A 26,288-nucleotide genomic window follows, 5' to 3' on the forward strand; every position below is an offset into this window, starting at 1 on the left:
ACAGGTTAAAGATCAAGGTAAGGGGCCCCATGTCAAATCGAGCCGGACCGGACCCTCCGAGGTGGTGCTCCGGAGGGCGCGCGGCGGAACGTTGGTGACCCGGAGCGCGCCGCCTAGGGGACACGTGGCGCATGCCTCATCACGCAGAGCCGTAATCTGGGGGCATGTCCGTGCGTGCCGTCCTCCAGCCAGGTGTGCTGTCCCCGCGCCGTCCGGTGCCCGCCGAGATCGAGCGGCCCGAGTACGTCGACCGGCCTGAACCCAAGCGCAACACCGACCCGTGGGTGCAGCCGCCCGAGGTGATCCAGGCGATGCGCGTCGCGGGCAGACTGGCCGCGCAGGCGTTGCAGGAGGCGGGCAAGGTGATCGTGCCCGGCGTGACCACCGACGAGATCGACGCGGTCGCCCACGAGTTCCTGTGCGACAACGGCGCGTACCCGTCCACGCTCGGCTACCGCGGTTTCCCCAAGTCCTGCTGCACCTCGCTGAACGAGGTCATCTGCCACGGCATCCCCGACTCGACCGTGGTCGAGGACGGTGACATCGTCAACGTCGACGTCACCGCCTACATCGGCGGCGTGCACGGCGACACGAACGCCACCTTCCTCGCGGGCGACGTGAGCGAGGAGGCCCGCCTCCTGGTCGAACGCACGCACGAGGCCACCATGCGCGCCATCAAGGCCGTGAAGCCGGGTCGGCAGCTCAACGTGGTCGGCCGGGTCATCGAGTCCTACGCCAACCGCTTCGGCTACGGCGTGGTGCGCGACTTCACCGGTCACGGCATCGGCCGCACCTTCCACAGCGGCCTGATGGTGCTGCACTACGACGCGCCGCACGTGCCGACCATCATCGAAGAGGGCATGACGTTCACCATCGAGCCGATGATCACCCTCGGTGGCATCGAGCACGACCTGTGGGACGACGGCTGGACGGTCACCACCCGCGACAAGAGCTGGACCGCCCAGTTCGAGCACACGATCGTGGTCACCGCCGACGGCGCCGAGATCCTCACCGTCTGCTGAGCAGCGGCACCAACGCCTCCGCCACCACCTCGGGCGACGTCACGGCGCCCAGGTGGTGGCTGTCGACCTCCACCACCGGCCAGCCCAGCTCGCGCGCGGCCGCCGCGGCGGAGTCGTAGGCGGGGCTGAGCCGCACGTACGAGCACGGCCCGGTCCACGCCACGGTGGGCCGGGGCTCCTTCAGGAACGCCAGCGGCACCTCGGGCGCCTCGGCCACGATCTCCTCCAGCAGCCGCACGTCCGGCACCATCGCCGACAGCGCCTCGGGCGCGAACCACAGGTCCCAGCGCGGCATCAGCCCGTCCCGCGAGATGGCCTTGAGGTGGGCCATCCGCTCGGCGGGCGCGTCGTCCCGCCAGCTCCGCCCCGGCGTGGGCAGGTCCGCGTCGAGGAACACCAGCCCGCGCACGGGCGTCTCCAAGGCGTCGGCGAACGCGGGCAGCAGCGGACCGGCGCCGCTGTGCCCGACCAGCACCAGGTCGCCCTCCACCAGGGAGTCCTCCACGGCGTCGGCGAACACCCCGAGCAGCCGCTGGTGGACGGGCGCGGCGTTGACCGTGACGCGGAGGTCGAGCAGCACCACGGGGTGACCGAGTTCGGCCAGCGCCCCGGCGAGCGGGCGCAGGCTCGCGGGCCCGAGGTAGGGGCTGTGCACCAGGACTGTGGTGGCGGGGACGTCGGCCATGCCGTGGATGATGTCAGCCGGGACCGACAGCTAGGGGACATTGTGCGCAGTGCGTTGCTGGTGGCCGGCACGACGTCGGACGCGGGGAAGAGCGTGCTGGCGGCCGGTCTGTGCAGGTGGCTCACCCGGCGCGGGGTGCGGACGGCGCCGTTCAAGGCGCAGAACATGTCCAACAACTCGGTCGTGACGGCCGACGGCGGCGAGATCGGCCGGGCGCAGGCGGTGCAGGCCGCCGCGTGCGGGTTGGAGCCGAGCGTGCGGTTCAACCCCGTGCTGCTCAAGCCGGGCGGCGACCGCAGTTCCCAGGTGGTCGTGCTGGGACGGGCCGTGGGCGAGGTGTCCGCGTTGTCCTACCGCGAGCGCAAGGCCGAGCTGTTCGCCACCGTCCTGACCACCCTCGACGGCCTGCGGGACGAGTTCGACGTGGTGGTCTGCGAGGGCGCGGGCTCGCCCGCCGAGATCAACCTGCGGGCGAACGACATCGCGAACATGGGCCTGGCGAGGGCGGCGGACCTGCCGGTGCTCGTCGTCGGCGACATCGACCGGGGCGGGGTGTTCGCGCACCTGTTCGGCACGCTGGCCCTGCTCGACCCGGCCGACCAGGCGCTGGTCGGCGGGTTCGTGGTGAACAAGTTCCGGGGCGACCCGGCGTTGCTCGAACCGGGCCTGCGGCAGCTGGACGCGCTCACCGGGCGTCCGGTGCTGGGCGTGCTGCCGTGGCGGGAGGAGCTGTGGCTGGACGCCGAGGACTCCCTGTCCTACGCGGCGGACGGCGTGATCGGGCGGCCGGCACCGCCGCACGGCGACCAGTGGCTGCGGGTGGCCGTGGTGCGGTTGCCGCGCATCTCCAACGCCACCGACGTGGAGGCGCTGGCGTGCGAGCCGGGCGTGTCGGTGCGGTTCGTCACCGAGCCGTCCCGGCTGGCCGACGCGGACCTCGTGGTCGTGCCCGGTTCGAAGGCGACGGTGGACGACCTGCGCTGGCTGCGCGCCACGGGCCTGGCCGACGCGATCGCCGCGCACGACGGCCCGGTGCTCGGCATCTGCGGCGGGTTCCAGATGCTCGGCCGGACGATCGAGGACGCGGTGGAATCGCGCGCGGGCACGGTCGCGGGCCTCGGCCTGCTCGACGTGGACGTGCGGTTCGCACCGGACAAGACGCTGAGCAGGCCGCACGGCGACGCGTTCGGCGAACCCGTCACCGGCTACGAGATCCACCACGGCGTGGTCACCCGCAACGCCGAAGCGGGCCTGGTCACCCTGCCCGACGGCACGCCGGAGGGCGCGCTGCGCGGCCGGGTCGCCGGCACCCACTGGCACGGCCTGCTGGAGAACGACGCCTTCCGCCGCGCCCTGCTGCGCTGGGCCGCCGGTCACGCGGACCGGCAAGGATTCACCCCCGCCCCGGACGTGGACTTCGCCGGGCGGCGAGCCGCTCAGCTCGACCTGCTCGGCGACCTGGTCGCCGACCACCTCGACACCGACGCGGTGTGGGCGTTGCTGGAGAAGGGCGCGCCACCCGGACTGCCGGTCATCCCTCCCGCCGGTGCGCCACCTGTCGCGTGACGGCCTCCGACCTCGGTGCACGCGACCGACAAGTCGCGCGGTAGTACCACCGGTGGGCGGGGAGCCGTGCAGACGACCGGGCGTGACGACGGCGCGCGGGAGGTTGCTCGACCGGCAAGCCGGGCGGACCTACCCGCGTCGGCCCGTCGAGGACCGTGCGGTCGCATCCGTGCGTGAGGGAATCTGTGCGGTCCGGACTGGACGACGCTGACTTAGATGTCCGCCAGAGCGCGGAGGGACATGCGGAGGTTGGCACACACGTCACACCTCCGCTCACGGGTAGTCACACTGTGAAGGTACCGGTCACCGACCCCGGGATACGTCGCCCGTTCGGGTCAACGCCGGTCACGTGAGGCGACGAGCACTGCCCAATCGGCGTCAACGGCCTGCTCCACCCACCCGTCCGGCCACTTCCGCCGCACGTCGCGGGTCCGCGTCCGGGCGCCGGCCAACTTGGCCGCGGTGTGCACGCCGAAGTCCGTGCCGCCCTCGAACACCGCGCCCCGGAACACCGAGTCGCGGAACTCCACCCGCCGGAAGTCGGCCAGGTCGCGGAACGAGGTGTCGCGGAAGTCCGCCGTCCCGCTGAACGTGGTGCCGCGAAACGTCGCCGGACCGACGAACGTGGTCCCCGCGAACGACGCCGCCACGACCCGCGCGTGCGTCAGGGTCAACTTGACCAGCGTGGCGTTGGACAGGTCGAGCGTGATGTCGGCCCAGAACGCCTCAGGCCGATCCGGTCGCAGGTGCGCGGCCAACAGCGCGGTGGCCGTCTGCCGCACTTCCAGTTCCTGGAACCGATGCGCGTCCCGCGGCCCGATCCGCCCCCTGACCCGCGCCTCCGGCGGCGGCGTGAACGGCATCCGCAAGTAGGCGCAGACCAGGTTCACGATCGTCTGCCGATGCGCGGGATTGCCCTGCGCCAACCGCTCCAGCGCGTACAACCCGGCCAACCGCACCGGCGCCTTGTCACTGCCCAACTGGTCGGCCGCCTTGCCGTACAACTCGGTGACCCGGCGCTCGGTCGCATCGTGGTCCTTCTGCACCAGATCCAACTCGGCATACCGCTGCCGGCGAGCCGTGAGCAACAACGCCGCCGCCCCGCCCGTCCCGAGCACGATGCTGGCCGCGGTACGAACCACGTCCAACCGAACCCCATCCCGCGGCTCCCCCGACCCGAGCGTGACCAGGAGAACCACCACGGCCCCCACCGCCACCAACCCCAACCCGACCGCCCAGAGCACGATCGTCCTGGCTGAAAGCACGCGGTGCTCCACGACCTCCAGCCCATCGGAACCCCGACACCCCGTCAATCACCGATGCGGGTACCACCATTCCCACCACGGACCCGAACCCCGATCGCAGAGCCGCCGCCACCCGCCGCCGCCGACTCGACGAGCTCCGGTTCCCCCGACCGACCCGACCGACCCGGCGCATCCGACCGACCCTTCACCGTCGTCGCCGCCATCCCGATCACCACCAACACCCCCGCCCCCAACCGCACCGCCGTGACCGTCTCGCCCAACAGCAACCACCCGGACAACATCCCCGCCACCGGCACCAACAACGCGAACGGCACCACCGCGCTCGCCTCATAACTGCGCAGCAGCAAGTTCCACAACCCGAAGCCGAGCAACGTCGACACCCACGCGATGAACAGGATCGCGCCCACCCCCGTCCAGCTCAGCCCGCGCAACGCCGCCAAGTCCGCAGCAGCGCCCTCGAACACCAGCGACAGCCCCAACAACGGCAGCACCGCCACCGCGCTCACCCACACGATGAAGTTGATCGGGTCCGGCGGCCGGGCGTACCGGGTGGCGACGTTGGCCAGTCCCCACGCCACCGCGCCGAGCACCACCAGCAGGAACGCCGAGATCGGGCTGCCGACCCCGTAGTCGAACCCGATCACCACGATCCCCGCCGCCGCCACGCCCATCCCCGCGAGCTGCACCGCCCGCGGCCGTTCGCGCAGCAGCACGGCCGCGAACAGCACGGTGAAGAACACCTGGCTCTGCAACACCAATGACGACAACCCGGCGGGCATCCCGGCCGCCATCCCGACGAACAGCAACCCGAACTTGGCCACCCCCAACGCCAACGCCACCGCGACGACCCACTTCCACGCCACCTTCGGCCTGCCGACGAACCACAGCGCGGGCACCGCGGCGGCCAGGAACCGCAGCGCGGAGAAGAACAGCGGCGGGAAGTCGCGCAGGCCGACCTTGATGACGACGAAGTTGGCACCCCAGATGGTGGCGACGAGCACGGCGATCGCGACGTGGCGTGGTTTCACGTCCCCGAGTCTCAGCGCTCGGACCATGTAGCACCAGCGACGACTTCTAAGGTTTTCAGTTTAGGATCGCTACATGTTGGATCTCGGACGCCTCCGCGCGCTGCACGCCGTCGCCCAGCACGGCTCGGTCGGCGCGGCGGCCACGGCCCTGGGCTACACGCCTTCGGCCGTGTCGCAGCAGATCGCCAAGCTGGAACGGGAGACCCGGACGACCCTCCTGGAACGCCGGGGCCGTGGCGTCGCGCTGACCGACGCGGCCCACCTGCTGTCGGCCACGGCGGGCCAGGTGCTCGCGCTGGTCGAGCACGCCGAGGTGGCGTTGGAGGAGCAGCGCGGCGCGGCCGTCGGCGAGCTGCGGGTCGGCGCGTTCGCCACCGCCGCGCGCGGCCTGCTGCCCGCGACGGTGGTGCGGCTGGCCGAGCGGCACCCGCAGCTGGACGTGCGGTTGGTCGAGCTCGACCCGCCCGACTGCCTGGAGGCGGTGGCACGCGGCGAGCTGGACCTGGCGGTCACGCACGACTGGGTCAACGCACCGCTGGCCGTGCCCGAGCCGGTGTCGCGGGTGCGGCTCGGCGAGGACGTCGCGGACGTGCTGCTGCCCGTCGGACACCCGTTGGCGGACAGGGAATCCGTGGCGCCGGAGGACTTGGCCGGTGAACGGTGGATCTGCCAGCCGGAGGGCACGATCTGCCACGACTGGCTGGTGAACACCTTCCGCGGTGCCGACCTGGAGCCCGACCTGGCCTACCGGATCGCCGAGTACGAGACGCAGTTGGCGTTGCTGGCCAAGGGGATCGGCGTGGCACTGCTGCCCCGGCTCGGCCGCGGCGGGTTGCCGGACTCGGTGCGCGCGGTGCCGTTCCGGCCGACGCCGACCCGGCGGGTGTTCGCGGTGTGGCGGACGCAGGCCGGTCGTCGTCCCGCCGTGACCGCCACTTTGGCGGCGTTGCGCGACTGTTGGGAGCAGCGCGAGACGGCCTGAACCGACCCTGAAGCAACGTCTGAGGTAACGATCGGGCAAACCACTGTTGCGATGCGTCGGTTTGCGACGAGTATCGGAGTGGGCCGTCGGGGGTGACCGAGGTCACGGGCCCGTTCCAAGCCACTCACCAGGGGGCCTCCTGCGGAAATCCGCCGCCGTGGGAGGCCTCCGCCCCCGACGTGAAAGCCCTTACCGGCTCTGCCCCTACCGGCCTTGGACACCGAGGAAGAACGCGCGGACGTCCTCGGCGAGCAACGCCGGCTGCTCCATCGCCGCGAAGTGCCCACCCCGGTCGAACTCGGTCCACCGCGTGATGTTGTCGGTGCGCTCGGCGATCCGGCGCACGGGCAGCGTGATCTCCCGCGGGAACACGGCCACGCCGGTGGGTGTGGTCGACGGCGTCACCCGGCTGCCCCAGGTGGCCGCGGATTCCTTGTACAGCCGGGCGGACGACCCGGCGGTGCCGGTGAACCAGTAGACCGACACGTTGGTCAGCAGCAGGTCGCGGTCCACCGCGTCCTCGGGCCGGTCGGTGGAATCGGTCCACTCCTTGAACTTCTCCGCGATCCACGCGAGCTGGCCGACCGGCGAGTCGTGCAGCCCGTACGCCGGCGTGTGCGGCCGGGTGCCCTGGATCTGCGCGTAACCCGACTTCTCCCGGAACGCGTCGTGCCCGGCCAGCCGCTCGAAGTCGGCCTCGGTGAGCCCGGACGGATCACCGCCGGGGCGGGTGATCAGCATGTTGAGGTGCACGCCGACGACGTGCTCGGCGTCCACGATGCCGAGTTCGCGGGAGATGGCCGAACCCCAGTCGCCGCCCTGCGCGCCGTAGCGGTCGTACCTAGCCGGCGCATCAGCTCCGCCCACGTCCGGGCGATGCGCGGTACGTCCCAGCCCTTCTCGTGGGTCGGTCCGGAGAAGCCGTAACCGGGGATGGACGGGATGACGAGGTGGAAGTCCCGCGACAGCGGCTCGATGACGTCGAGGAACTCCACCACCGAGCCGGGCCAGCCGTGGGTCAGCACGATCGGCAGCGCGTCCGCGTCCGCCGAGCGCACGTGCAGGAAGTGCACGGTCTGGCCGTCGATCGTCGTGGTGAACTGCGGGTGGGCGTTGAGCTTCGCCTCCCAGGCGCGCCAGTCGTAGCGGTGCTGCCAGTGGTCGGCCAGCTCGCGCAGGTACGCCACCGGCACGCCGTAGTCCCAGCCCGCGCCCGGTAGGTCGGTCGGCCAGCGCGCGGCGGCGAGGCGGGCCCGCAGGTCGTCGACGTCGGCCTGCGGGATCTCGACCCGGAACGGCGTGATGGCGTCGGTGCTGGACGTCGATGCGCTCATGACCACGACTGTAGGCATGATCGCGGACGTGCTCCGCCCGCGATCCGGATCGCGTCGTCAGTCCTTGTGCCGCTCCAGCAACTCCTCCAGGAAGCCGCCCGCTTCCGCCGCGGCCCGAGTCGCGTCACGGTCGCGCACGGCGTCGAGCAGGCCGGTGTGCGAGACGTGGTCGTCCTCGTGATCGGTCTCCACGGTCGCCGTGATGCTGGCCCGGACCGCCTCGGTCAGGCCCTGGTACAGCTCGGCCAGCAGCGTGTTGTGCGAGCACTGGACGAGCAGCACGTGGAACGCGGTGTCCCGCTCCACCAGCCGGGCCCAGTCCTTCGCGGCCAGCGCCTCGTCCCGCTCGGCCAGCAGCCCTTCGAGCTTGCGGACCTCCTCGTCGGTGCGGTTGGTCGCGGCCAGGCGGGCGCCCTCCACCTCCAGCGTCCGGCGCACCTGCAGGACCTCGCGCAGCTCGGTGCCGCACATCCGGCGGACCGCGCCGGACAGCTCGCTGGTCGCGCGGACGAACGTGCCGTCGCCCTGGCGCACCTCCAGCAGCCCGGCGTGGGACAACGCGCGCACTGCCTCCCGCACGGTGTTGCGACCCACGCCGAGGGCGGTGACCAGCTCCGGCTCCGGTGGGATGCGGCGGCCGACCGGCCATTCACCGGCGGCGATCGCCCCCCGCATCTGGTCGATCACCTGGTCGACGAGCCCGGCCCGCCGAGTAGTGGCCAACGGCACAGCGTCATCCTTTCATCCGAACATCCCATGTCTGCGATAGTAGCTCCGTGCCAATCCAGCAGACCCGGCCAGACTGGTCACCGTCGACTGCCCACATTGCCACCGATGGCGGTGCCAATGCGACGATCGCCGACCATCCTCGCCGCACTGCCGTGGGTCAGGTGCGCGGGAACCGCCAAGTTGCCCTGGTCGGCAGCACCCTGTTGGCGATCGGCGTAGCGCTGGCCGCCGCGAACCTCCGTCCGGCCGTCACGAGCTTGGCCTCCGTGCTGGGCGACGTGCGGACGTCGCTGGGCGTCTCGACCGCGTGGACGAGCCTGCTGACCGCCGTGCCGACGCTGTGCTTCGGGTTCGCCGCGTTCCTCGCGCCGTGGTTGGGCCGACGACTCGGCATGGCACGGGCGGTCGCGCTGTCGCTGCTGGTGCTGACGGTCGGCTTGGTGCTGCGGGTGGTGGACGGCCCGGCGGCGGTGCTCGGCGGCACGTTCATCGCGTGCGCGGGCATCGCGGTGTGCAACGTGCTGATCCCGGTGGTGGTGAAGGAGTCGTTCCCGGGGCGCGTGGGGCTCGTGACCGGCGTCTACACGGCCGCGCTGGCGGCCGGGGCGGCGGTGGGCGCGGCCTTCACCCCGAGCCTGGAGTCGGTGTTCGGGTCGTGGCGGCTGGCCGTCGGCGCGTGGGCGTTCCTGTCGGCGGCGGCGCTGGTGGTGTGGATCTCCGGGGCGCGGCACGGGTGGTCCGCGCGGCCGGTCGTGCGCACGGCGCGGGTGGGGCGGTCGCTGATCCGCAGCCCGCTGGCGTGGGTGATCACGGTGTTCTTCGGGCTGCAGTCGCTGTTGGCCTACACGGTGATGGGCTGGTTGCCGCAGATCCTGGTCGACTCCGGGGTGGACCGGACGACGGCCGGGCTCCTGCTGGCCATCACGATGGTGCTGGGCGTGCCGGTGAGCCTGATCGTGCCGCCGCTGGCGGCGCGGTGGGCCGGGCAGTCCTGGCTGGTGCTGGCGCTGGGCGTGCTGTCGGTGCTGGGTGTGCTGGGCCTGGCCCTCGCGCCCGCGACGGCGCCCGGGTTGTGGGTCGTGCTGATCGGCGTGGGGATGGGCATGTTCCCCCTCGCGCTGGTGATGATCTCGCTGCGGACGTCGTCCGGCGCGGACACCGCGCGGCTGTCCGCGATGGCGCAGAGCATCGGGTACCTGATCTCGGCCGCCGGGCCGTTCGCGTTCGGCGTGCTGCGCGGCGCGACCGGGACGTGGACGCTGTCGATGCTGGTCCTGGTCGGTCTGCTGGTCGTGCTGACGGCGTTGGGGTGGGTCGCGGGTCGGCCGCGGACCGTGTAACTGATAACGCCTCGTCTTCGCCGTGCGATGTGTCGGTTACGGACACGAACGGGGAGACCCGGTCGCACGAGGGGTACGACCGGGTCTCCCCGCTGACTTCGCGTTCCGCCCGGCTCTAGTGCGTCAGCGGCAGGTTGAGCAGCGCGTTCTCGATCACCTCGGGCATCGCCGGGTGGATCCAGTACTGGCCGCGGGCCATCGTCCGGGCGTCCAGGCCGAAGCTCATCGCCTGGATCACCGGCTGGATCACGCTCGACGCCTGCGGCCCGATCACGTGCGCGCCCAGGATGAGGCCGGTGTCCGGGTCCGCCAGGACCTTCGCGAACCCCGTGTCGTCCTCCATCGCCCAGCCGTACGCGATCGACGCGTACGCCTGCGACGCGGCCACGTACCGGACACCGCGCTCGACGGCCTCCTCCTCGGTCAACCCGACCGACGCGACCTGCGGCGACGAGAAGACGGCGGCGGGCACGAACCGGTGGTCGGAGGAGATCGGCTCGTCCGGGTGCAGCAGGTTGTGCTGCACGACCCGCGCCTCGTGGTTGGCGACGTGCTTGAGCTGGTACTCCGAGCTGACGTCACCCAACGCGTAGATGCCCTCGACGGACGTGCGCTGGTGTTCGTCGACGACTACGCGTCCGTCGGGGTGCACGTCGACACCGGTGGCGGCGAGGTCGAGCAGGTCCGAGTTCGGTGTGCGGCCGACCGCGACCAGCAGCTCCTCGGACTCCACGACCTCCGCGCCGTCCGGGCCCTCCAGGTGCAGCCGCACCACGCCGTCGACCCGCTCCGCCCGCACGGCCTTGCGCTTGAGCCGCACGTCCCACTTCTCGCCGGCGACCTGGGTGAACCGGGTGGCGACCTCGCGGTCCTCGTGGCGCAGGAGCAGGTCGGACCGCGCGATCAGGGTGACCGCGACGCCGAAGGAGGAGAACACGTGCGCGAACTCCGCCGCGACGAAACCGCTGCCCAGGATCGTGAGGCGACGGGGCAGGGCGTCGAGCCGCATGATCGTGTCGCTGGTGTGGTAGCCGGCGGTGTCGAGGTCGGCGACGTCCGGGACCACCGGGCGACTGCCCGCGGCCAGCACGAACCGGTCGGCGGTGATCACCTCGCCGGTGCCCGTGTCGAGGGTCTTCGGACCGGTGAACCGGGCCGTGCCCTCGTAGACGGTGACGTTGGCGTTCTCCTCGGCCCGCCAGTGGCGGCCACCTTCGGAGATCGGGTCGATGCGGCCGAAGATCCGGTCGCGGACGTCGGTCCACCGCACACCGTCCAGGTGGGCGTCCACGCCCAGCCGCGCGCCCGAGGCGGGTGCGGCGGCGACGTCGGCGGTGTGCACGAACATCTTCGTGGGGATGCACCCGACGTTCAGGCACGTGCCGCCGAAGACGCCCTTCTCGACGATCGCGATGTTCCAGCCGGCGAACCGCTCGTCCGCGATGGAGTTGCCGGAACCGGTACCGATGATGACCAGGTCGAAGTGCCTCACGTCGTGCTGCAACCCGCGACGTGAGGCACTTGTTCCCGGTGACGTGGAGTAGCGGTGCGGTCGCCGGTCGGGTGTCGGTCAGTGTGCGTAGGTCGGCACCAGGATCGCGCGGGCCAGGGTGTGGAACGCCAGGTTGAAGCTGACCACGGCGGGTGACGCGTCACCGTCGACGTCCAGCTTGTCGACGTCCACCGCGTGCACCACGAAGTAGTAGCGGTGCACCTGGTCGCCGGGCGGCGGGGCGGCGCCGCCGAACGCGCGGGTGCCGAAGTCGCTGCGGACGTGGAACGCGCCGGCGGGCAGCGCGTCGTCCGAGGCGCCCGCGCCGGTGTCCAGCGAGGTGACCGACGCCGGGATGTTCACCGCGACCCAGTGCCAGAAGCCCGAGGGGGTGGGCGCGTCCGGGTCGAAGCAGGTCACCACGAAGCTCTTGGTCCCCTCCGGGAACCCGGTCCAGCTCAGCTGTGGCGAGGTGTTGCCGCCCTCGAACAGGTGCGCCTCCGTCAGCGGTTGGCCGTCCGAGACGTCGGTCGAGCTGACGGTGAACGACGCCACCTGCGGCAGCAGGGAGTAGGGGTCGGGCGCGACGGGGCGTTCGAGGCTCATCAGGTCCTCCACACGTGATCTTGCGGGACAGACCCGCACGACCTTATCGCCGGGGTGGGAGGGACGCAGAGCCGGTGGTGTTCGAGTGTTCACCAACCTGCGGGCAACCTGGGTGTCCTCGTGGCGTCCCAATCGAGTGAGTGTCACCCAGGTGGGTGACGCCCGTTCGAGGGGAACCCGGATGAGACGCAGGGGAATGGCGGTCCTGGCTGCCGTCGTCGTGGTGGCGAGCGCGTGCTCGCCACAGCCCGAGCCGGAAGCTCGGCAGGAGCAGGTGGCGGCCACGGCCACCACAACCGCGACGACGACCACCACCACGACACCACCGACGGCCGTGCCCGGCCCAGGTGGGACCACCATTCCCGTGTTCCAGCCGGCGTACTCGTACGGAACGCCCCAGCAGCACGTGCCGCCGACCGTGGACGGCCTGGTGCCGGTGATCCGTCGGATCGAGACCGACCGGCCGTACGTGTTCATCACCATCGACGACGGGGCGGTCCGCCACCCGGCGGCGGTCGAGCTGATGCGCAAGAGCGGGGTCGAGCCGACGCTGTTCCTCAACTCCAAGCACGTTGACGGGCACGCCGAGTACTTCAGGCAGTTCGAGGGCGTGGCGACGGTGCACGCGCACACCTCGACCCACCCGGACCTGCTGGGCAAGCCGTACGAGTTCCAGCGCCAGGAGATCTGCGGCAACGCCGACCTGCTGCGCGTGCAGCTCGGCGCGAAGCCGAAGCTGTTCCGGCCGCCGTTCGGCAACTTCGACCACACCACGCGCCGGGCGGCGGCGGACTGCGGGTTCACCGCGTTGGTGATGTGGACGGCGGCGGTCAACGACGGGGTGGTGCAGTTCCAGGCGGGTGGCCGGTTGAACGCCGGTGACATCGTGCTCATGCACTTCCGGCACACGTTCGTGGAGGACTTTCTGGCGTTCCTCGAGCGCTGCAAGGCCGATGGCCTCACGCCGGTGGTGCTGGAGGACTTCCTGGCGGAGCCAAAAGCAACCGTGTGACGTGCGACACGTCTTTATGGGTGTACCGGCTCGGCCAAGTGAGCCGGGAGAGCCCATGGAGGGCCGTCATGAACAGACGCCTCAGAAAACTCGCACTGCTCGTCCTCACGCTGGCCGCGGTCGGGGTCGCCATCCCGGCCGCGTCGGCGGCGTCCTCGATGACGCAGACCCCGGTGCTGACCGACATCCGCACCGGCAGGCACGCCGGCTTCGACCGCGTCGTGCTCGATCTGAACGGCCACCGGCCGGAGTTCTTCATCCGGTGCGTCGACCAGCTCTACCAGGACGGTTCCGGCAACCCGGTCTCGTTGCCGGGCACGTACTTCCTGGAAGTGCGGCTCGCGCCGGCCGCCGCGCACGACGACAACGGCAACCCCACCTACACCGGTCCCCGGCAGTTCGGGACGCCCGCGTTGACCAACGTGCAGGCGGTCGCGATCACAGGTGACTTCGAGGCCAACCTCACCGTCGGGCTGGGCCTGCGGCGCGACTCGTGGCACCGCGTGTTCCTGCTCGGCTCGCCCACCCGCGTGGTGATCGACGTCGGCCACTGACGTTGGCACTGGAGTCGGCACTGGAGTCGGGCACTGACGCACGGATGAAGTCACGGTGAACACCCGGTGGTGACCCGGTTCTCGGTCGGCCCGCCGACCGAGAATTCGGTGTGCAGGTACTGCGGTCCGCGTTGGACTTCCTCGGTGGTCCCGGTCCGGTGCTGCTCGCGATCGGGCTGCTGTTCGCGACACCGGTCATCGACCGGCTCTTCGTGCGCCGCAAGAGGCTCGGGTTCCGGGTGCTCTACAACTCCAAGATCGGTCTCGGTCCGGAGCAGTTGCACGACGGCACCGACCCGAACTCGCCGCAGCTGCGCGAGTTGGTGCGGGTGCTGGACCGGATGAGCATCGTGGTGATCCGGATCCGCAACACGGGTAGCTACGACATCGACGGCGAGGACTTCGACAAGCCGCTGACGTTCACCTTCGGCGACCGGGTCGTGTGGAACGCGCGGGTGTCCGAGGCGGGCTCGGAGGAGATGAAGGCCGAGATCCGGCGGAGCCTGCAGTTCTTCGGCTCGGAGGCGAACCCGGTGAAGGCCACGCTGCCGACGGTGCGGGAGCGGATGGCGCAGCGCGTGGCCAGGTGGGGTGGGCTGGCGGTGGCCGCGGACCCGCCGGGCGAACCGGTGTGGCACGGCGTGCGGCTGGAGAAGCTGACGTTGCGGCGCAAGCAGAAGTTCAAGCTGCTGGTGGTGCTGCGCGAGCCGGACAGCAACCGGGACGGTGAGCTGGGCAAGGACGTGAAGGTCGTCGGCGACCTCGGCGGCACGGGGATCGTGCACGACGAGCGCCCGGAACGGCTGATCACCCTGCCGAGGCTCACCGGTGGCCTGGCCGCGTTGTTGGCGGCGGTGCTGGTGCTGGTGCTGGCGTGGCCGCCGAGTTCGAACGACGCGACGGTGGCGTGCGCGACCGGCAAGCTGGCGGTGGAGGGGTCGAGCGTCTTCATGCCGACCATGGCGACCATCGCCGACCAGTACGAGCGGGCGTGCCCCGGAGCGGAGATCACCACGTCCGCGACGGGAAGCATTCAAGGTGTGCGTGACGTGGCGGGGGGTGAAGAGGGGCTGGTGGCGCTGTCGGACGGCAAGCAGGAGACGCAGGGCGTGTTCGCACAGCAGCTGGCGATCGTGGTGTACCACGTGGTGGTGCACAGCTCGGTCGGCCTCGACACCATTTCGGTGGCGCAGTTGCGCGCGATCTACGCGGGTGAGTACACGGACTGGAGCCAGTTGCGTGGCGGTGCGCCGTTGCCGATCCGGATCGTCGGGCGTGGTGGCGAGTCGGGGACGCGGGAGTTGTTCGAGCGGCGGGTGTTGGGTACGAGCGAGAGTGCTTTGTCGTCCAACGACTGCCGGGTGAAGGACCGGGCGCCGGAGGCTCCGGTGATCCGGTGTGAGCGGGACGAGAACGCCGACGTGGTGCGGGAGATCGGCGCGGTCGAGGGTGCGATCGGGTACGCGGACGCGCCTTCGGTGGCGGAGGCGCGCAAGACCAACGCGTTGACCGCGCTGTCGTTGGACGGGAAGGTGTTCGACGCGGCGGCGGGGGTGGAGGCGGGTTACCCGTTCTGGACGGTGGAGTACCTGTACACGCGGTCGGAGCCGGCGGCTGATTCGTTGATGGGGCGGTTCGTGGGGTATGTGCGGCAGCACGATGACGCTCGGGTGCGGATGAAGGATGCCGGGTATCTGCCGTGTGTGACGGCAAATGGTGTGCCGTTGGATCTGTGCAATCTGAGGTGAAGGTGGGGCGGGGGCAGTGGTTGGGTTCGGCTCGACGGTCAAGGCCTCAGGATCGGTGTGAGACGTCAAGTCCGGTGAGACGTCAAGTCCGGCTCGATTTGACATGGGGCCCCTTACGGGTACTCCAGGCAGGCCAAAGCCGGGCAGGCCTGGCGGAGAAAGCGCCCGCCAAGCCTGCCCGGCTTCGACCAGCCTAAAGCACCCGAACCCCATGTAAAATCGGGCCTTTGTGGTTCTGCTGCGGGTCCGATGTGGTCGGTTGGGATTTGTGGGAGTGCTAGGCGGCTGCGGTGGTTGCTGTTGTCGTGGTGGTGTTGGTGGTTGGTTCGAGGGCGAGGTTGAGGACTTCTTGGACGTCGGCGACGAGGTGGATGGTCAGTTCGTTCCTGACGGATTCGGGGACGTCGTCGAGGTCGGGTTCGTTGCGTTGGGGGAGTAGGACCGTGGTGATGCCGGCGCGGTGGGCGGCGAGGAGTTTCTGCTTGACGCCGCCGATCGGGAGGACGCGGCCGGTGAGGGAGACTTCGCCGGTCATGGCGACGTCGGAGCGGACGGGGCGGCCCGAGAGAAGTGATGCCAGGGCCGTTGTCATGGTGACGCCGGCGGAGGGGCCGTCCTTCGGGACCGCGCCGGCGGGGACGTGGATGTGGACGCCTCGGTCGGCGAGGACTTCGGCGCGGTGGTCGTTGGAGCGTAGGTAGGACAGGGCGATTTGGGCCGATTCCTTCATGACGTCGCCCAGTTGGCCGGTCAGGGTGACGCCGGACGCGCCGGTGTCGGAGGGGGCCAGGGAGGCCTCGACGAAGAGGACGTCGCCGCCGGCTCCGGTGACCGCCAGGCCCGTTGCGACGCCGGGGACGGCGGTGCGCTCGGCCGATTCCGGGGTGTGCTTGGGCGAGCCCAGGTAGGTGCGGAGGTCGGGGACGTCGACGGTGACCGGGAGTTCGGTCTGGTCGAGGGCGACGCGGGCGGTGATCTTGCGCAGGATTCGGGCCACGGAGCGTTCCAGTTGGCGGACGCCTGCCTCGCGGGTGTACTCGCCGGCCAGTTTGCGCAGCGACTTCTCGGTGATGGTGACGTCGTCGGTGGTGAGGCCGGCGCGTTCCACCTGGCGTGGCAGGAGGTGGTCGCGGGCGATGGTGACTTTCTCGTCCTCCGTGTAGCCGTCGAGTTGGACCAGTTCCATGCGGTCGAGGAGGGGGCCCGGGATGGATTCCAGGACGTTCGCGGTCGCCAGGAAGACGACGTCGGAGAGGTCCAGTTCGACTTCGAGGTAGTGGTCGCGGAAGGTGTGGTTCTGGGCCGGGTCCAGGACTTCGAGGAGTGCGGCGGTGGGGTCGCCGCGGTAGTCGGCGCCCACCTTGTCGATCTCGTCCAGGAGGACGACGGGGTTCATCGAGCCCGCTTCGGAGATGGCGCGGACGATCCGGCCCGGCAGCGCGCCGACGTAGGTGCGGCGGTGGCCGCGGATCTCGGCTTCGTCGCGGACGCCACCCAGGGCGACGCGGACGAACTTGCGGCCCATGGCACGGGCCACCGATTCGCCGAGGGAGGTCTTGCCGACGCCGGGCGGGCCGACGAGGGCGAGGACCGCGCCGGAACGGCGGCCGCCCACGACGCCGAGGCCGCGGTCGGCACGGCGGCGGCGCACGGCGAGGTACTCGGTGATGCGTTCCTTGACGTCGTCCAGGCCCGCGTGGTCGGCGTCGAGGACGGAACGGGCGCCGGCGATGTCGTAGGCGTCCTCGGTGCGCTCGTTCCACGGCATGTCGAGGACGGTGTCGAGCCAGGTGCGGATCCAGCCGACCTCGGGGGACTGCTCGGCGGTGCGTTCGAGCTTGTCGACCTCCGCCAGGGCCGCCTCGCGGACGTTCTCCGGCAGGTCGGCGCCCTCGACGCGGGCGCGGTAGTCCTGCTCCTCGGTGGCCGGTTTGCCGTCGAGCTCGGCCAGTTCCTTGCGGATGGCGGCCAGTTGCTGGCGCAGCAGGAACTCCCGCTGCTGCTTCTCGACGCCTTCCTTGACATCCTTGCGGATGGTCTCGGCGACGTCGAGCTCGGTCAGGTGCTCGCGGCCCCATTCGAGCAGCTTCTCGAGCCGCTCGGTGACGTCGCTGGTCTCCAGCAGCCAGACCTTCTGCTCGTCGCTGAGGTAGGAGGCATAACCGGCCAGGTCGGCCAGGGCGGACGGGTCGTCCACCTGCTGGACCGAGTCCACGACCTGCCAGGCCCCGCGCTGCTGGAGGATGGTGGTGACCAGCGCGCGGTACTCGCGGGCCAGTTCGTGGGTGCGGTCGTCGATCGGTGCCTCGTCGGCGATGGTCGCCTCGACCCACAGGGCCGCGCCGGGGCCCGTGGTGCCGGTGCCGATGCGGACCCGCTCGGTCCCGCGCACGACCGCCGCGCGTTCGCCGCCGGGCAGCCTGCCGACCTGCTCGATCAGCGCCAGCGTGCCCACCTTCGCGTACTTGCCGTCCAGCCGGGGCACCAGCAGCACCTTCGACTGGCCGCCCGCTGCGGTCGCGGCCTCGATCGCGGCGCGGGCCTCGGCGGTGGCGTCCGAGCCGCTGATCCGGATCGGCACGACCATGCCCGGCAGCACGACCACGTCGTCCAGCGGCAGCACCGGCAGCGCCAACGTCTCGCCCATGATCCCTCCAAAGTTGAGTCTGACTGGCTCAACCAAGATGAGCCCGGGATTGTTTCCGGTAGGTGTTCGCCCTGAGCGAGCGTCCATTCGGGGGTTGTGCCCGGTTGGTGACGCGGCAACGATCACGCCGTCGGCTGACGAGGAGATGTGCGATGGAGCAGGCGAGCTGGGTCCCGTCCTCGGTTGACCTGGACCGGCCGAGCGCGGCCCGGATGTACGACTACTTCCTGGGTGGGTCGCACAACTTCGCGGTCGACCGCGAAGCGGCCAAGTCGGTCGAGCAGATCTTCCCCGGCATGTCCGGGGCGGCCAGGGCCAACCGGTCGTTCCTGCGGCGCGCGGTCCGCTACCTGTTGTCGCAGGGCATCGACCAGTTCCTGGACCTGGGGTCGGGCATCCCGACGGTCGGCAACGTGCACGAGATCGCCCAGCAGACCAACCCGGAGGCCCGGGTGGTGTACGCCGACGTCGAACCGGTCGCGGTCGCGCACAGCACGGCGTTGCTGGCCGGGAACCCGCGGGCGAGCGCGATCCAGGCGGACCTGCGCGACCCGGACTCGGTGCTGGGCAACGAGGAAGTGCGGGCGATGCTCGACTTCGACCGGCCGATCGGGTTGCTGATGGTCGCGGTGCTGCACTTCGTGCCGGACGCGGACGACCCGCACGCGGCGATCGCGCGGTACCGGGAGGTGCTGGCGCCGGGCAGCTACGTGGCGATCTCGCACGCGAGCTGGGACGGCGTGTCGCAGGAGGGCAGGGAAAGCGGCGAGCAGGTGAACGCCATCTACCGCAAGACGGACAGCCCCCTGGTGCTGCGGACGGGTGTGGAGGTCGCCGCGTTCTTCGACGGGCTGGAGGTCGTGGAGCCGGGTGTGGTGCCGTTGAGCGAGTGGCGCCCGGATTCGGATGACGCCTACATCAGCGCGTACGCGGGGGTTGGCCGGAAGGCTTAGCGCAAGTGCTCGACGGCGAGTCTGGCCGCGGTCCCGATCACGGCGTCCGCCTGCGGGAGGGTGAATGCGGTGCTCGCGCTGCGGGTGAAGACGGCGACCGCGTAACGGCCGCCGTCCGGGTACTCCACCACGCCGACCTCGTTGCGGATCGTGGGCAGGGTGCCCGTCTTGCCCGCCACGCGGACGTCGTCGAACGGGAAGCCGGACGACAGGCGGTGCGGCCAGACCTGCCGGGCCATGGCGTGGCGGATCGGCGCGCAGTCGTCGTGCTGCCAGATGTGCCGCAGCAGGGTGGTCAGGTCGCGCGCGGTGCCCCGGTTGGTGTGGTCGGGGTTCAGGGCGCGCAGCCGTGACAGCACGACGGGATCGGTGAGCGCGGCGGGTAGTTCGTCGGGGGCGGCGTCCTCGGCCATGGTGCGCATGAAGTCCCTCGCCCGGTGGACGACCGCGGTGCGCGTCAGGTGCAGGTCGCGGAGGGCCCGGTTGACGGCGTCGGTGCCGACGAGGTCCATGAGGGCGTCCGCGGCGGCGTTGTCGGAGACCGTGACGGCCAGGTAGGCGAGGTCCCGCAACGACATCGTGACCGGGTCGAGCATGCCGCCCACGCCGGTGGGGCCGGTGCTGCGGTCGTGGTCGAGGGTGATCCGGCGGGTCAGGTCGTGGGTGCTGTGGTGCAGCGCCACGAGCAGCGGCACCTTGAACACGCTCGCCAGCACGACCGGGTCGTCCGCGCCGACGGAGACCTCGCGGTCGGGGTGGTCGAGGTCGACGGCGTGCAGCCGGCCCGTGACGCCGGCGTCGGTGAACGCGGCGCGCACCCGTGCGGCGGTCATGACAGGTACTCCGCGGCCGGGCGGGGGTAGCGCGGGAGCGTGCCCTCGGCGTGCCGCATCCCTTGTGCGGTCAGGACTTCGGTGACGGCGTCGGCGAAGGCGGTGACGGCCGGGGTCTGCCGTCCGCGCGGCCAGGCGGCCGACGTCCGCCAGAGCAGGGGCGTGCCGCGCAGCGGGCGCCAGACCGCGTCCGGCGGGGGTGCGACGCCGTCGTGCAACGCCACCGCGCCGCCCGCCAGGACCAGTCCCAGCGCGAACTCCGGGTTGCCCGCCTGGTGGACCTCGGCGGGTGTGTAGCCGTGCCGGGCGCACGTGGTCAGCACCTCGTCGTGCAACGCGGGCGCGGTGGAGCGGGGGAACAGCACGAGCGCCAGGCCGTTCAGGTCGGCCAACCGGACATCCGGTGCGGTGGTCAGGGGGTGGTCGCGGGGGAGCAGGACGCCGAGCGGGCTGGTCAGCACCGGCCCGAGGCTCAGCCACGACACGTCGAACGGGAACCGCAGCACGCCGACGTCCAGGCTGCGGTCGGCCAGCGCGCGCAGTTGCTCCGCGGTGCCGATCTCGCGGAGCTTGAGCTCGACGGGGCTGCGGCGGCGGAACGCGGGCAGCAGCGCGGCCACCGCCCGTCCACCAAGGTCGGGAGGCACGCCCGCGCGCAGCGACCCGGCTTCGCCGTGGCGGAACCGCTCGGCCAGCGCGCGCAACCTGTCCTCGCCCGCCAGCAGGCCGCGGGCCTCGGTGAGGATCTGGCGGCCCGCGTCGGTGAGCGCGACGTGCCGGGCGTCGCGGTCGAGCAGGCGGACGCCGAGCTCGCGTTCCAGGCGTTGGATGCTCTGCGACAGCGGTGGCTGGGACATGTGCAGGCGGGCCGCGGCACGGCCGAAGTGCAGCTCCTCGGCCACGGCCAGGAAGTACCGCAGGTGCCGCAGGAGGTCCACGACCAGCCATGATAGTCGAACGGATATCGCAGAGTTGGTGATATCGGACTTGGACACGTGCCGGTGCGGGCTGATGTCGTTGGTGGCATGTGCGTGAGCAGACGACAGGTGTTGATCGGTTCGGCGGCGGTCGCGATGGCGGGTGCGGGGTCGCCGGGGCCGGCGTTCGCGTCGGGGCGCAGCGGGGTGAGCCTGCGCTGGCTCGGCGTCGCGGGGTGGGAGCTGTTGTTCGGCGGCAGGCGGGTGCTGATCGACCCGTACCTGAGCCGGCTGCCGGTGTTCGACGAGGAGGGGAAGTTCATCGCCGACTACCCGTTGGCGGTGCGCGCGGACTTGGTCGACCGGCACCTCGGTGAACGGCCGGAGCTGGTGCTGGCCACGCACGGCCACTACGACCACTTGCTGGAGATCCCGTACGTGGTGGAGAAGCACGGTTCGCGGGTCATCGGCACCGAGACCCACCGGCACCTGTTGACGGCGCGGGAAGTGCCGGGGGACAACGTGATCGTGGCGTCCGGCGGTGAGCACCTGGACTTCCACGGCTTCACCGTCCAGGTGTTCCGCAGCCTGCACAGCCAGTTCGGCACGTACGGCTACTTCGCCCCGGGCACCCTGACCGCGCCGCCGTCGCGCCCGGAAACCATCAGCGACCTCGTGGAAGGCGGCTCGCTGGCGTACCTGGTCACCGTGGACGGCTTCTCGGTGCTGTTCCTGTCCGGTACGGCCAACTACGTCGAACGCGAGATCGCGGGCCTGCGCCCGGACGTGCTGGTGCTCGGCATGAGCGGCCACGCAAACGTTTTCGACTACACCGCTCGTGCGTTGCGGGCGACCCGGCCCAAGCTGTTGATCCCGAGCCACCACGACGACATGGTGACGCAACTGGACGACCCGACCCTGCCCCCGCGCGGCAACCCCGCGGCGGCGGCCGAGCTGACCGAGACGGCACGGCGGATCGGCCTCGCGGCCCGCGTGCTCGACCCGGAGATCCTGCGCTGGTACGAGCTGTAGTGACGGAGCTGCGGTTCGCGCGTGGAACCGGATTGCCGGCCGCACGGGGCGGGCGTCGACGCCGGCGGCAGGTCGGTCCCCGAGGGCACGCCGTTCGCCCGCCACCTCGCGGAAGAGGTATTCGACTGGGGCCGGGTCCGGTGTCGGAGCTGGGTGAGCTGCGGCTGTCCGACGGGTGGGGCCGTGGTCAGAGAAGTCCGGCTCGGGCGGCGGCGAGGGCGGCGCGGGCGGCGCGTTCGGCGGTGGTGCGGTCGACCGGTTCGCCGGTGATGAAGACCCGGTGGTACAGCGGCGCGCACGTGAGGCGGATTAGTTCGACGGGGTCTTCCTGCGGTGGCAGCTCGTCGCGTTCGACGGCGCGGGTGACCACCTTGGCCGCCTCGGCGTGCCGGGCGGCGTAGAACCGGCGTTTCGCGTCCTGGGCGCGGGTCGACTGCTGGGCGGCGATGACGATCGCGATCGGCACGGGGTGGCGGACGGGGTCGGCGAAGGTGTCCGCGACCTCGGCGGCGATGGCGATCAGGTCGCCCTCGACCGTGCCGGTGTCGGGCACCGGCCACTCGGTCTCGCGGGTGTGGTCGAGGGCGTCGGCGATGAGCACGTCGACCGTGCCCCAGCGGCGGTAGACGGTGGTCTTGTGCACGCCGGCGCGCTCGGCGACGTTCTCGACCGTCAGGCCGGTGTAGCCGTGCTCGATCAGCTCGGCGTGGACGGCTTGGAGGACGGAGACGCGCACGCGGGCCGAGCGACCGCCAGGTCGGGACGTCAAATGCGACTCCAGTTGCGTTAGTGGCTGAGACGTGCCACTCTAACGCAACACGAGTCGCGTTAGGAGTTCTCACTGTTGATCCCCGACCCCACCGTCCTCCACCCGTTGCCCCACGCCGACCGCGTCGTCCAGCTCAAGCCGCTGGTCACCTCGCCGACGATCGAGGTCGGCGAGTACACGTACTACGACGACCCGGAGCACGCGCTGGAGTTCGAGACCCGCAACGTGCTCTACGGGTACGGCGCCGAGAAGCTCGTGATCGGCAAGTTCTGCGCGCTGGCCACGGGCACGACGTTCATCATGGCCGGCGCGAACCACCTCACCACCGGCGTGTCCACGTTCCCGTTCACGATCTTCGGCGGCACCTGGGCGGAACGGACGCTGGACCTGATCACCGGCATGGAGACGCGCGGTGACACCGTGGTCGGCAACGACGTCTGGTTGGGCTACCGAGCGCTCGTCATGCCCGGCGTCACGATCGGCGACGGCGCGATCGTCGCCACGGGCGCGGTGGTGACGTCGGACGTGCCGCCGTACGCGGTGGTGGGCGGCAATCCCGCGCGCCCGGTGAAGCAGCGCTACCAGGACGAGGACGTGGCCCGGCTGCTGCGCGCCAAGTGGTGGGACTGGCCGGTCGAACTGCTCACCGAACACGTCCGCACGATCATGTCCGGCACACCGGCGGACATCGAACGCATCGCGGCCGCCAACCTCTGACCACCCGCACGTCGAATCTCCAGGCTCCGACACGCGGGGAGGGAAGCCGATTGGTCTAGAGCCACGCGGGCCGGTGGCGGGAGATCATGGTGGTGGGAGGTTCCGCCATGGCCGAGGACTTCGACCGGTACTGCGACCTGACCATGCGGGGTGGGGCGGCGAGCGGGGTCGTCTACCCGTTGGCGGTGGTGGAGTTGGCGCGGCACTACCGGTTCCGGTCGTTGGGTGGGGCCTCGGCCGGTGCGATCGGGGCCGCGTTCACCGCCGCCGCCGAGAAGGGGCGCGAGCGGGACGGCTTCCGCAAGCTGGAGGAGGTCGTCGACTGGTTCGCCGCGCCCGGCTGGCGGCTGGCGCAGCTGTTCCAGCCCAGCGAGCACACCCGCAAGCTGTACCGGATCGTGGCGGCCTCCATGCAACGCCGCGACTCGACCGGGCGCAGCGCCCTCACCTGCCTGTTGCTGGCCCTGATCAGCGCGATCGGGTGGCGGGCCCGGGTGTTCCTGGCGCTGGCACTGGCGTTGTGGCTCGTCGGGCCGACGCTGTGGTTTCACTCGATCGACTGGCGTGCCACGCCGAATTGGGTGCTGATCGGTCTCACCGTCGTGGTGCTGGTCGCCGTGCCGGGGATCGTGCTGCGGGTCCTGCCGAGCGGGCGGGACGCGTGGCTGCGTCGCCTCGGCACCGGGCTGCTCCTGGTGGTCCCGCTGATCCCGGTCGCGCTGGGCACCCGGTGGACGGCGCCGGGCCTGGCGAGCGCGGCCACCGCCGCGGTGTGGTGGCTGGTGCTCGGGTTCGCGTTCGTCAGCGCGGTCGCGGTCACCTACGGGTTGAGCGCCAAGCGGTTCCTCGACCGGATGGCCACCACCGTCCACTTCGGACTCGTACCGGGCACCGGGGCGTTCCGGCCGAACTTCTGGGACCGGCGCTGCGGCGTGCCCGCGTCGACCGGCGTGCCGCCGTTGAGCGACTGGATCGCGGACGTGCTCGACGACCTGTCCGGGACGGCGGACCTGACGTTCGACGACCTCACCACGAACCTGGTTTTGATGACGACGGACCTGTCCGAAGGCCGCCCCTACCGGCTGCCGTTCACCGAACCGCGTGCCCCCTGGCTGTTCTGCCCGACGTGCCTGAAAACCGTGCTGCCGCAACGGACCGTCGACAAGCTCGGCCACGACGCCACCGAGCACCGCTGCCCCCTGCACCCCGCCGAAACCGTCCACGTGCTGCCGGCGAACCTGCCGGTCGCGCTGGCCGTGCGGATGAGCATGCCGTTGCCCGGCCTGATCGCCGCCGTGCCGCTGGTGCGCGCCGAACCGGAACCGCGCGTGCACTGGTTCTCCGACGGTGGCATCACGAGCAACTTCCCGATCCACTTCTTCGACAACCTGCTGCCGCGCTGGCCGACGTTCGGCCTGAGCCTGCAGTCCTACCCGCCGGGCGACGACCGGGACGTGTGGCTGCCGGAGCAGGACGCGTCCACCGGCGGCACGCCGTGGCGCGGCATCGGCCTCGTGCAGCACTTCGCGTCCGCGATCCTCAACACCATGCTGGACTGGCGCGACACCATGCAGTCCGCCCTCCCGGGCTACCGCGGCCGGATCGCGCACGTCCGCGTCGGCGCGTTGGAAGGCGGCACGAACCTCTTCATGCGCCCGGACACGATCCGCGCCCTGGCCGAGCGCGGCGCGGAGGCCGGACGACTGCTGCGCACCCGGTTCACCGAGGACAACGCCACCAAGACCGACCGCTACCGCTGGATCCGGATGCGACTGGCCATGCGCGAGTACCGGCAACTGGCCGAGCAGTCCGTCGAACGCGCCACCCTGTACCGCGACCTCACCGACCGCTATCGGATTCCCGAGGACCTGCACGCCTGGTTCACCACACCGCCGACCGGCACGGACCCGCACGGGCAGGAGATCGGTCTGACCCTGGACGCCTTGGGCGCGATCCCCGACGGCCCGTTCGACGGCGAGCCACCGATCGACCCGGACCTCCGCCTCACGCCGCCCGAGTGACGGGACGACCGGAATTGTCGGTCCCCGTCGGTAGAATGAAGAACAGGGGTCCCCCTGCGCGGGGACGCCTGCGAAGCGGGCGGGTTGGGTCGGCGGCCGGGGTCAGATGTCGTCCAGGAACTCGTCCACCTCGGCCAGCGCCCGCCGCCGCACCGACTCGGCGGACAAGAACAGGTCGTGCATCCCACCCTCGACCGTCACGACCCGCACCACCGGGCCGATCTTCGGACCCCACACCCGCATGTGCTCCACGTCCAGCACGCTGTCCGCGGTCATCGCCTCCGGAGTCCACCGCTTCGCGTGCAAGTGGCTGCGCCCGGACCTGAGCAGCAACACAGGCGCCTGCACGTCCAACCCCCGGTGCAGCCGGGCGTGACCGCGGCGGATGGCGCGCAGCCACCCGGCGTGCACCGGGAACGCCTCGATCGGCTTCCACGCCGTGTCGAAGTCCCATTCGCCGTGGTGGTCGCGGTGGATGCTCTCGCCGTACACCGGGCCCAGCCCGGGCTTGAGCACCAACCTGGGCGCGAACCGGCCGACACCGCGGATCAGCGCCGTGCCCACCGTCCGCACCAGCCACGGCTCGGCCAGGTCCAGCCACGGGCTGTTGAGCACCAACGCGTCCAGCAGGTCGTCGGAACGCCGCTCGTGCGCCCACAAACTGGTGATCAGTCCCCCGGTCGAGTGGCCTATCACCACGAGGTGTCGGTGGCCGTCCTCCTCGCGGATCACCCGTGCCGCGGTGTCGAGCTCCTCGAAGTGCTCAGCCAGGTCGGTCACGAAGTTCGCCACCTGGCCCGGCCGCAGCGACCGCCCGTAGGCGCGCAGGTCGATGGCGTAGAAGTCGAAGCCCCGCGCGGTGAAGTGCTCGGCGACGTGACGCTGGAAGAAGTAGTCCGCGAAACCGTGCACGTACAGCACCGCGCCGCGGGTGGCCGGCTGCGCGCGGCGCCGCACCAGGGTCGCGGTGGTGTCACCGCCGCCCAGCGGCAGCACGCGGGTCTCGTAGTCGGTGCCGAGCACGTCTGCGTTCACC

Annotated in this window: 22 protein-coding genes and 1 pseudogene; 11 read left to right on the plus strand and 12 right to left on the minus strand. The window is 71.1% G+C overall.

The features are described 5' to 3' along the window. Window positions 1-164: 164 nt before the first annotated feature. Entirely contained in the window at window positions 165-1,022 is an 858-nt protein-coding gene (gene map / locus A6A25_RS39700; protein WP_073899426.1) for a type I methionyl aminopeptidase, read from the plus strand. On the opposite strand, the gene A6A25_RS39705 is transcribed toward map, so the two are convergent. Then, the gene (locus A6A25_RS39705; RefSeq protein ID WP_073899428.1) at window positions 1,009-1,707 is read right to left on the minus strand and encodes an alpha/beta fold hydrolase; all 699 of its coding nucleotides are present in this window, start codon (window positions 1,705-1,707) and stop codon (window positions 1,009-1,011) included. The genes map and A6A25_RS39705 overlap by 14 nt on opposite strands. A 42-nt stretch (window positions 1,708-1,749) precedes the next feature. Here A6A25_RS39705 and A6A25_RS39710 point away from each other — a divergent pair, with 42 nt between their 5' ends. Further along, a complete protein-coding gene (locus A6A25_RS39710) occupies window positions 1,750-3,273 on the plus strand; it encodes a cobyric acid synthase (RefSeq protein ID WP_073899430.1) in 1,524 nt (507 codons plus the stop codon). 335 nt (window positions 3,274-3,608) lie between these two features. Here the strand turns inward: A6A25_RS39710 and A6A25_RS39715 are convergent, their stop codons facing one another. Together A6A25_RS39715 and A6A25_RS39720 are read right to left on the minus strand one after the other, a co-directional pair. After that, complete coding sequence (locus tag A6A25_RS39715; protein ID WP_073899823.1) at window positions 3,609-4,538, minus strand: pentapeptide repeat-containing protein; 930 nt, start codon at window positions 4,536-4,538, stop codon at window positions 3,609-3,611. Window positions 4,539-4,582: 44 nt separating this feature from the next. Then, window positions 4,583-5,566 carry an EamA family transporter gene (locus tag A6A25_RS39720; RefSeq protein WP_073899432.1) on the minus strand — a complete coding sequence of 328 codons (984 nt, stop codon included), beginning with the start codon at window positions 5,564-5,566 and terminating at the stop codon, window positions 4,583-4,585. Window positions 5,567-5,639: 73 nt separating this feature from the next. Here A6A25_RS39720 and A6A25_RS39725 point away from each other — a divergent pair, with 73 nt between their 5' ends. Further along, window positions 5,640-6,548 (plus strand): LysR family transcriptional regulator, encoded by a 909-nt coding sequence (locus tag A6A25_RS39725; RefSeq protein ID WP_073899434.1) that lies wholly within the window; start codon window positions 5,640-5,642, stop codon window positions 6,546-6,548. 204 nt (window positions 6,549-6,752) lie between these two features. Here the strand turns inward: A6A25_RS39725 and A6A25_RS39730 are convergent. Beyond that, window positions 6,753-7,882: pseudogene (locus A6A25_RS39730) on the minus strand (epoxide hydrolase family protein). Window positions 7,883-7,939: 57 nt separating this feature from the next. Then, window positions 7,940-8,611: a FadR/GntR family transcriptional regulator gene (locus A6A25_RS39735; RefSeq protein WP_073899436.1), complete on the minus strand. Its 672-nt coding sequence runs from the start codon at window positions 8,609-8,611 to the stop codon at window positions 7,940-7,942. Between the two features lie 152 nt (window positions 8,612-8,763). Here A6A25_RS39735 and A6A25_RS39740 point away from each other — a divergent pair, with 152 nt between their 5' ends. Further along, window positions 8,764-9,951, plus strand: a complete 1,188-nt coding sequence (locus tag A6A25_RS39740; RefSeq protein WP_380734796.1) for an MFS transporter — start codon at window positions 8,764-8,766, stop codon at window positions 9,949-9,951. Window positions 9,952-10,066: 115 nt separating this feature from the next. Here the strand turns inward: A6A25_RS39740 and A6A25_RS39745 are convergent, their stop codons facing one another. Continuing rightward, on the minus strand, window positions 10,067-11,443 hold the full coding sequence (locus tag A6A25_RS39745) for a mycothione reductase (protein ID WP_073899827.1): 1,377 nt from the start codon (window positions 11,441-11,443) through the stop codon (window positions 10,067-10,069). A 78-nt stretch (window positions 11,444-11,521) separates the two neighbouring features. Beyond that, window positions 11,522-12,049, minus strand: coding sequence for a YbhB/YbcL family Raf kinase inhibitor-like protein (locus A6A25_RS39750; RefSeq protein WP_073899829.1), 528 nt, complete (start codon window positions 12,047-12,049; stop codon window positions 11,522-11,524). Window positions 12,050-12,230: 181 nt separating this feature from the next. Here A6A25_RS39750 and A6A25_RS39755 point away from each other — a divergent pair, with 181 nt between their 5' ends. The 3 genes from A6A25_RS39755 (at window position 12,231) to A6A25_RS39765 (ending at window position 15,363) form a co-directional block, all read left to right on the plus strand. Continuing rightward, the gene (locus A6A25_RS39755) at window positions 12,231-13,061 is read left to right on the plus strand and encodes a polysaccharide deacetylase family protein (RefSeq protein ID WP_073899438.1); all 831 of its coding nucleotides are present in this window, start codon (window positions 12,231-12,233) and stop codon (window positions 13,059-13,061) included. Window positions 13,062-13,129: 68 nt separating this feature from the next. Next, window positions 13,130-13,615 (plus strand): AMIN-like domain-containing (lipo)protein, encoded by a 486-nt coding sequence (locus A6A25_RS39760; protein ID WP_073899439.1) that lies wholly within the window; start codon window positions 13,130-13,132, stop codon window positions 13,613-13,615. 110 nt (window positions 13,616-13,725) lie between these two features. Continuing rightward, entirely contained in the window at window positions 13,726-15,363 is a 1,638-nt protein-coding gene (locus tag A6A25_RS39765; RefSeq protein ID WP_073899441.1) for a PstS family phosphate ABC transporter substrate-binding protein, read from the plus strand. 277 nt (window positions 15,364-15,640) lie between these two features. Here A6A25_RS39765 and lon read toward each other — a convergent pair whose 3' ends face one another. Further along, window positions 15,641-18,010 carry an endopeptidase La gene (gene lon / locus A6A25_RS39770; RefSeq protein WP_073899443.1) on the minus strand — a complete coding sequence of 790 codons (2,370 nt, stop codon included), beginning with the start codon at window positions 18,008-18,010 and terminating at the stop codon, window positions 15,641-15,643. 152 nt (window positions 18,011-18,162) lie between these two features. Between lon and A6A25_RS39775 the strand changes: the two genes are divergently transcribed. Beyond that, the gene (locus tag A6A25_RS39775; RefSeq protein ID WP_073899445.1) at window positions 18,163-18,963 is read left to right on the plus strand and encodes an SAM-dependent methyltransferase; all 801 of its coding nucleotides are present in this window, start codon (window positions 18,163-18,165) and stop codon (window positions 18,961-18,963) included. Here A6A25_RS39775 and A6A25_RS39780 read toward each other — a convergent pair. Then, window positions 18,960-19,796: a serine hydrolase gene (locus A6A25_RS39780; protein ID WP_073899447.1), complete on the minus strand. Its 837-nt coding sequence runs from the start codon at window positions 19,794-19,796 to the stop codon at window positions 18,960-18,962. The two genes, A6A25_RS39775 and A6A25_RS39780, sit on opposite strands and share 4 nt — an antisense overlap. After that, window positions 19,793-20,734, minus strand: a complete 942-nt coding sequence (locus A6A25_RS39785) for a LysR family transcriptional regulator (protein WP_073899449.1) — start codon at window positions 20,732-20,734, stop codon at window positions 19,793-19,795. Before A6A25_RS39785 ends, A6A25_RS39780 begins: the two co-directional genes overlap by 4 nt. Before the next feature lie 93 nt (window positions 20,735-20,827). Here A6A25_RS39785 and A6A25_RS39790 point away from each other — a divergent pair, with 93 nt between their 5' ends. After that, window positions 20,828-21,745: an MBL fold metallo-hydrolase gene (locus A6A25_RS39790; protein WP_158073905.1), complete on the plus strand. Its 918-nt coding sequence runs from the start codon at window positions 20,828-20,830 to the stop codon at window positions 21,743-21,745. A 187-nt stretch (window positions 21,746-21,932) separates the two neighbouring features. Here A6A25_RS39790 and A6A25_RS39795 read toward each other — a convergent pair whose 3' ends face one another. Next, the gene (locus A6A25_RS39795; RefSeq protein WP_241829171.1) at window positions 21,933-22,481 is read right to left on the minus strand and encodes a TetR/AcrR family transcriptional regulator; all 549 of its coding nucleotides are present in this window, start codon (window positions 22,479-22,481) and stop codon (window positions 21,933-21,935) included. A 105-nt stretch (window positions 22,482-22,586) separates the two neighbouring features. Between A6A25_RS39795 and A6A25_RS39800 the strand changes: the two genes are divergently transcribed. After that, a complete protein-coding gene (locus A6A25_RS39800; RefSeq protein ID WP_380734801.1) occupies window positions 22,587-23,231 on the plus strand; it encodes a CatB-related O-acetyltransferase in 645 nt (214 codons plus the stop codon). A gap of 107 nt (window positions 23,232-23,338) precedes the next feature. Continuing rightward, a complete protein-coding gene (locus tag A6A25_RS39805; protein ID WP_143193720.1) occupies window positions 23,339-25,252 on the plus strand; it encodes a patatin-like phospholipase family protein in 1,914 nt (637 codons plus the stop codon). A gap of 102 nt (window positions 25,253-25,354) precedes the next feature. Here the strand turns inward: A6A25_RS39805 and A6A25_RS39810 are convergent, their stop codons facing one another. Continuing rightward, complete coding sequence (locus tag A6A25_RS39810) at window positions 25,355-26,287, minus strand: alpha/beta hydrolase (protein ID WP_198933039.1); 933 nt, start codon at window positions 26,285-26,287, stop codon at window positions 25,355-25,357. Window position 26,288: the final 1 nt, after the last annotated feature.

This window comes from Saccharothrix sp. CB00851, from assembly GCF_001905065.1.
GTDB lineage: Bacteria > Actinomycetota > Actinomycetes > Mycobacteriales > Pseudonocardiaceae > Actinosynnema.